The organism is Nostoc sp. 'Peltigera membranacea cyanobiont' 213 (genome assembly GCF_002245975.1).
Lineage (GTDB): Bacteria > Cyanobacteriota > Cyanobacteriia > Cyanobacteriales > Nostocaceae > Nostoc.
The window spans coordinates 1-5,701 of record NZ_NOLI01000243.1 but is presented as its reverse complement, the minus strand read 5'-3'; the positions used below and the strand labels follow the sequence as shown (position 1 = coordinate 5,701).

At 41.3% G+C, this 5,701-nt stretch carries 7 protein-coding genes and 1 pseudogene; 3 read left to right on the top strand and 5 right to left on the bottom strand.

Annotated elements, in window-relative coordinates; translation table 11 throughout:
* Positions 1-837, top strand: an 837-nt coding sequence (locus tag CDG77_RS33035) for a nucleoside recognition domain-containing protein (RefSeq protein WP_317615949.1), incomplete at its 5' end; no start/stop codon positions are given.
* A gap of 42 nt (positions 838-879) precedes the next feature.
* The gene (locus tag CDG77_RS33030) at positions 880-1,098 is read left to right on the top strand and encodes a FeoC-like transcriptional regulator (protein WP_094333409.1); all 219 of its coding nucleotides are present in this window, start codon (positions 880-882) and stop codon (positions 1,096-1,098) included.
* Positions 1,099-1,121: 23 nt separating this feature from the next.
* Here CDG77_RS33030 and CDG77_RS33025 read toward each other — a convergent pair whose 3' ends face one another.
* Both CDG77_RS33025 and CDG77_RS33020 read right to left on the bottom strand, forming a co-directional pair.
* Positions 1,122-2,192: a HoxN/HupN/NixA family nickel/cobalt transporter gene (locus tag CDG77_RS33025; protein ID WP_094333408.1), complete on the bottom strand. Its 1,071-nt coding sequence runs from the start codon at positions 2,190-2,192 to the stop codon at positions 1,122-1,124.
* A gap of 519 nt (positions 2,193-2,711) precedes the next feature.
* The gene (locus CDG77_RS33020; RefSeq protein WP_094333407.1) at positions 2,712-3,047 is read right to left on the bottom strand and encodes a hypothetical protein; all 336 of its coding nucleotides are present in this window, start codon (positions 3,045-3,047) and stop codon (positions 2,712-2,714) included.
* A gap of 123 nt (positions 3,048-3,170) precedes the next feature.
* Between CDG77_RS33020 and CDG77_RS33015 the strand changes: the two genes are divergently transcribed.
* Positions 3,171-3,473: a hypothetical protein gene (locus CDG77_RS33015; protein WP_094333406.1), complete on the top strand. Its 303-nt coding sequence runs from the start codon at positions 3,171-3,173 to the stop codon at positions 3,471-3,473.
* 194 nt (positions 3,474-3,667) lie between these two features.
* On the opposite strand, the gene CDG77_RS33010 is transcribed toward CDG77_RS33015, so the two are convergent.
* From CDG77_RS33010 to CDG77_RS33000, 3 genes and pseudogenes are all read right to left on the bottom strand, one after another.
* Positions 3,668-3,997: a hypothetical protein gene (locus tag CDG77_RS33010; protein ID WP_094333405.1), complete on the bottom strand. Its 330-nt coding sequence runs from the start codon at positions 3,995-3,997 to the stop codon at positions 3,668-3,670.
* Between the two features lie 236 nt (positions 3,998-4,233).
* Positions 4,234-5,247, bottom strand: a complete 1,014-nt coding sequence (gene cydB, locus CDG77_RS33005; RefSeq protein WP_094333404.1) for a cytochrome d ubiquinol oxidase subunit II — start codon at positions 5,245-5,247, stop codon at positions 4,234-4,236.
* Between the two features lie 134 nt (positions 5,248-5,381).
* Positions 5,382-5,633: pseudogene (locus CDG77_RS33000) on the bottom strand (cytochrome ubiquinol oxidase subunit I); the annotation flags it as partial.
* Positions 5,634-5,701 lie beyond the last annotated feature (68 nt).

Below are 5,701 nucleotides of genomic sequence, written 5' to 3'. Positions count from 1 at the left end.
TTGTTCTATTACCCCTCCGACTCTTGCAATACCTGTTTAAACTCTATTCTCCGTCTTCCTAAAAGAGTCGCACCCATTGTAATTATGGTGATCGTCCTGGGCTTCATGAATTCTGTTGGTACTGATGGCACATTCGGTAAACAAGATAGCAAAGATTCGATTCTCAGCGCCATGAGTCGCACAGTCACACCAGTATTTACACCAATGGGAATTACTCAAGATAACTGGCCGGCTACCGTTGGTTTAATGACAGGGGTATTTGCTAAGGAAGTGATGGTTGGTACAATGAACTCTCTGTATACGGGATTGGCAGAAGCAGAAAAAGCAGCCACAGCAGAGGCAGAAAAACCCGAAGAATTTAGTTTTTGGGGTGGTATTAGTAAAGCATTTGCTAGCATTCCAGAGAATTTGGCAAAACTTCCTGGTCAATTATTTGACCCCCTTGGTTTGAGTGCAGCCAATGTCTCAACAGACCAAAAGCAAGCAGCAGCAGCTCAAGGTGTATCTGTTAGCACTTACGGCGAAATGTCCAAACGGTTTAGTAGTACATCTGCGGCTTTCGCCTATCTGTTGTTTGTGCTGTTGTACTTTCCCTGCGTTTCTGCGACGGCTGCACTTTACCGGGAGACTAATTTGGGGTGGACGGTATTTGCTGGATTGTGGACTACTGGTTTAGCTTACTGGGTGGCGGTTTTATATTACCAACTGGCGACATTTACACAACATCCCAGTTCTTCTATTGCTTGGGTAGTGGGATTAGCTTTAGCTATGGGGATGGCTATTTTCGGATTGAAGATGGCAGGTACTACACGTACAAGAGAAGTTATTAGTCATTAGTCATTTGTTACTGACTAATGACAAAAAATGGAGGAGAAAACCATGATATTAAGTGAACTACAACAATTCCTTGCCCAACACAAAAAAGCTTCTCTTGCAGATATGCAACTTCACTTTCGTATGGATGGAAATGCTTTACGAGGAATGCTGAGTAAGCTAATTCGTAAAGGTCGAGTTCGCAAAATGGCGGATGGGAAAAAGTGTGGTGGATGTCATAGTTGTGAACCAGAAGCGATTGAATTTTATGAGTGGGTTTGTTAAGGCTACTCATTAACAATCATGGTTTATTTCCGCCGTGCTGTACTAGTGACTTCTAAATCATCATATTTATTGACTTTGTAGATGATGGTCGAAAGTAGCCAACTGAACACAAAGATACTAATGATTAAGTAACCAATTGTGCCAAAATTATCACCTAGTTGACTAATGAAATCCCAAAACGGACTTTTTAGTTGTAACTGATCGCCAATCACGTTTAGAGCCTCAATTCCGCCAATGACCACAGCAACTAGGACAGAAACAAGGGTGATGGTCATATTGTAGTAGAGCTTACGGATTGGTTTGACGTAAGCCCAGCCATAAGCACCAAGCATTAAAATACCGTCAGTAGTGTCAATCAGGGACATACCTGCGGTGAACAAAGCTGGAAATAATAGAATCGACCAGATAGGCAGACCTTTAGCTGCTTGATTCGCAGAAATCCCTAGCAGTGCTACCTCTGTCGCCGTGTCGAAGCCTAAACCGAAAAGGAAACCTAAAGGAAACATTTTCCAGCTGCTATCTATCAACCGAAACAAAGGACGGAAGATGCGACCGAGTAAACCGCGTTGGTTCAAAAATTCGTCTAAGGATTGCTCGTCATAGATTCCTCCCTGTTTGACGGTTTGGAAGGTCTTATAAACATCCCACAGCACCACCATATTGATTGCAGCAATTGCTAGTAGGAAAAGTGCAGAAACAGTAGTGCCAATTAGACCTCCAACCTTTTCAAAACTGGGAAAGTTTTTCTGGATGGTTGTAGTAGTTAAAGCGATCGCAACAGAGGCGGCAATTACAACGGTGGAATGACCTAGAGAGAAGAAAAACCCAACAGAAACAGGTCGTTTGTTCTCCTGCATCAATTTACGGGTAACATTGTCAATCGCAGCGATATGATCGGCATCTACAGCATGACGTAGACCAAAGCTATAAGCTAATACGGCAGTACCAAGCAGGAGCGGGTAACGATGGAACGCAATCAGTGCAACTACCCAGACCAAAATATTCACACCAATCAAGAAAGCATAAATGTTGATGACTTTACGTCTAACGTTTCGGGAACTATCGTTGAAAACACGCAAAAATCTGGATAGCATCTATCACTCCTTATAAAGGCATATTTCGGCAAGGTGAAAAACCAATGAGACTCTGTATGAGCCAGAGTTTTCATTCATCAATATTACTTACATTGACATCGACGTAAGGTTAAGTAAAACCTATCTAAATGACAGAGGCATTGCAATGTTATGTCAAAAGTATGACTAGTCGTGTTGCTTCCCCCGGTACTTGACCCCCTGCAAGTCGAGCTTGAAATGCAAGCAAAGATAAGCTAGGAATGATTTTGTGCAGAATATTTAGTGCGATCGCTTATCAACCGCATTGTTTACCAAAAAGGTGAGCAAAATATTTGGTGCGATCGCTTGTCAACCGCATTGTTTACCAAAAAGATGATAAGTTTTAAAGCCGTCTACCTCCCGCGACGCTAACGCCCCTTACCGGCGGGAATAAACAGAACTATGTTACAAAATGTAAATATATTTGAAAGTTTTACCAATGAATAAGGACAAATGACAATCGTTACTAGTTAGTTTTATTTGTACCGACCTAAAATATTGTCAAAGAGTTAATTGTCCACTTTGCAACATTTGAAGTGCCAAAGCACGACAACTAGAGCAATCACAGCCAAATTTAGCAATAGCCACATCCCCGACCGTATCACTATTTGCATCTAGAGAAAACACTCGTGGATTCACTTGTATACCAACAGTTTTAGTTGTTTGTATAACAGAACTATTTATTGAAGAAGCAATGGTATCACCAATTTTGTGCTTTAGGCTATTGTTAGTTGTATGTACAAAATGTGAACTTTCTGCGACAGCAATATGACTCATCAAGACTAACAAAGACAAAACACAAGAACTGCTAATTAGTGTCAGCGTTGTTTTATTCATCACAAAAATTTTACCTTGTAGTTTATTAAATTAGAGTTTAGCATAAGCATAAATATCTGCTATTACTAAACAATTGATGTTTAGCTAGAATAGCTACAATCAACTTACTAAAAAATACGTGCTATGAACAAGAAAGTTTTGACAATACTTGGTTGCTCTAGCTCTTTAGCTACAGCATTCCTAGCTCCTTACTCTGCTCAAGCTCTCATGCCAAATAAAATGCTAGGGGCAATTGCACCTGCTCCAACTGTCACTCGCACTTCCTCCCAGGAAGATTTTCCTCAAATATCTGGAATTTCAGACAGCATGGATAAACAGTATGCACAGGTAAAGTTTGGCTGTACTTGTGCAAATTGTATGAACTTAGCACGTCAGATGCTCCAGCAAGGCGTCTCTTCCCCTACTGGCTCAACATTAGGTTCTTGAATTTTGCCTAAATTGAGTTTTTCTAGGCAAAGTTAGATGGAACTAGTCTGTAAAGCTTATATGCCTAAAGCTGCAAGCGATCGCATAAAATTGCTTGCAGTATAAATAAATGTACAAAATTGTTTACAAGTCTGCTTCTAATCTAGATAAGGGTTTTATGTCTTAATTTTGTATAACTAATTTTGTTTACTTTTCTACTCAGACATATGGTGGTGAGGATTCATCTCTGTTCCAGGTTGCTTTTGCTGTATCCCAATTGGATTGAGTTGCATCAAACTCATATTAACTCTCCCAAGGCTGATCAGTCCCATTGAGATCATTCCGGCACTGAATAATCCCATTGAAACTAATCCAATAGACACCACGCCCATTGGTACTAGTCCAATTGAAATCAACCCGTGGGGAATAGCACCAATTGAAATTAAACCATGAGGAGAGATGCCAATCGATAATAAAGCATCATGTGGTGCGATACCGATGGATAGCAGCTTTAATTTCTTTCGCTTATTTTGTCCGTTGGTCATACAACCTAAATTTAAATAGAGGCATCTAAGAATGCTAAATAACTCATTAATATCTGTCAAAAGACAAAGCGTCATACTTGACACTATCTGACATGTACAGAAAAAGTGCAAATTCTGTAAGATATGAATTCGTATTTGTCCAAGCTTAGGGCCATCTACGTCCATTGTTTGTATGGCTTCAAAGCAAATATCGCAGTCATTAAGCTGAAACCAATCATTTCTCAAATTGGTATCACTTATTCCCCATAATGTGTACCTGCCACTTTCCCTCGAAACACAATGTAATTGTAGATGTTGTAGAACAACATAATGGGAATCAGAAATCCAATGAAGATAATCATGAAGACTAATGCGCTAGGTGCTGCGGCTGCCTGATAAATAGTAATACCTGGGGGGATGATATAGGGAAAAACAACTAATCCTAACCCGACAAAGGTAAGCAGAAAAAGCAGCACTGTCCAAACGAGGGGAGTAGTTTCTGCTTTGCGGTTCAGGCTTTGAATCAATAACCCAATCAGCAGCACACCTAACACGGGAATGACTGCAAATAGATATACTTCTGGCTGATGAAATAACTTTGCCCTGGCATTTTCATATACAACAGGGGTGGCGATCGTGATTAAAATTGCACCTAACAGCGTTGTCCAGGCAGCGATTTTTGCTGTGCGGTAATGGGATGTTTGCAGTTCTCCCTCAGTTTTTAAGATGAGATAGGTAGAGCCAATCAATACATAACCCTGGATCAATGTCAAGGCAACTAGGAGCGATCGCCAATCCAGCCAATCCCACATACTGCCGATAAAGTGACCCGCTTCATCCACCTTAATGCCTTCTAAAATGGTGCCCAAAGCAAATCCTTGAAACAGCGCTGCCATAAAACTACCGACTCCAAACGCCACATTCCAAAATACTTTGTTTGTAGAATGCTCTCGAAACTCAAAGGCCACAGCCCGAAAAATCAAGCCAAAGATCATGCCAAAAATGGGAATGTAGAGCGCATTCAAAATGGTGCCATAAGCAAGAGGAAATGCCCCAAACAATGCACCCCCCATCAACACCAACCAGGTTTCATTTGCATCCCAAATATTACCCAAACTTGTCATTAAAATGTCGCGTCGGTCGTCATTGGAACTGGTTAGTGATAGGATACCTACGCCTAGATCAAACCCGTCTAACATGACATAGAGAAATAAAAACAGAGCCAAAATGACAAACCAAACCTGCGCTAGAAAGTGTTCTAGATTCTCCATACAGTTACCTATTGATAGTGCTGAGTCCTGAGTCCTGAGTGTTCGCGTAGCGTCCCGTAGGGAAGAAAAAGTACTGGCTAAAGCCCCGCTACCGCTCTAAGCACAGCCATGCCCGTAGGGCTTTACAGCACTCCTCATTGCTCTGCTTCGACAGGACGTTGATCTGGAACAAATTCAGCCGGAGTAGTTTCTACGGCAGGTTGGGTGTCAATGCCTGGAACCGGAAGCTCTAGGTTGGGGCCTTGACGAATTATCCGACTACCAAAGAATAAGGCACAAATAAACAGGGCTGTATAAATTACAGCAAAAATTAGCAGGGATGTTAAGACCTCACTAGCAGGTAGGTGGGAAACTCCGTCTGCTGTGCGAATTTGCCCGTAAGGGACTTCCAAAGAATAAATTATTCCAAGAAAAACAAGAAACAGGTTTTCTCAAGAATGATAATCATTTTAAG

Bases quoted from the DNA above. Each gene is read 5' to 3' on its own strand.
- CDG77_RS33025 (WP_094333408.1), bottom strand. From the start codon at position 2,192: ATGCTATCCAGATTTTTGCGTGTTTTCAACGATAGTTCCCGAAACGTT.
- CDG77_RS33010 (WP_094333405.1), bottom strand. From the start codon at position 3,997: ATGACCAACGGACAAAATAAGCGAAAGAAATTAAAGCTGCTATCCATC.
- CDG77_RS33015 (WP_094333406.1), top strand. From the start codon at position 3,171: ATGAACAAGAAAGTTTTGACAATACTTGGTTGCTCTAGCTCTTTAGCT.
- cydB (WP_094333404.1), bottom strand. From the start codon at position 5,247: ATGGAGAATCTAGAACACTTTCTAGCGCAGGTTTGGTTTGTCATTTTG.
- CDG77_RS33020 (WP_094333407.1), bottom strand. From the start codon at position 3,047: ATGAATAAAACAACGCTGACACTAATTAGCAGTTCTTGTGTTTTGTCT.
- CDG77_RS33030 (WP_094333409.1), top strand. From the start codon at position 880: ATGATATTAAGTGAACTACAACAATTCCTTGCCCAACACAAAAAAGCT.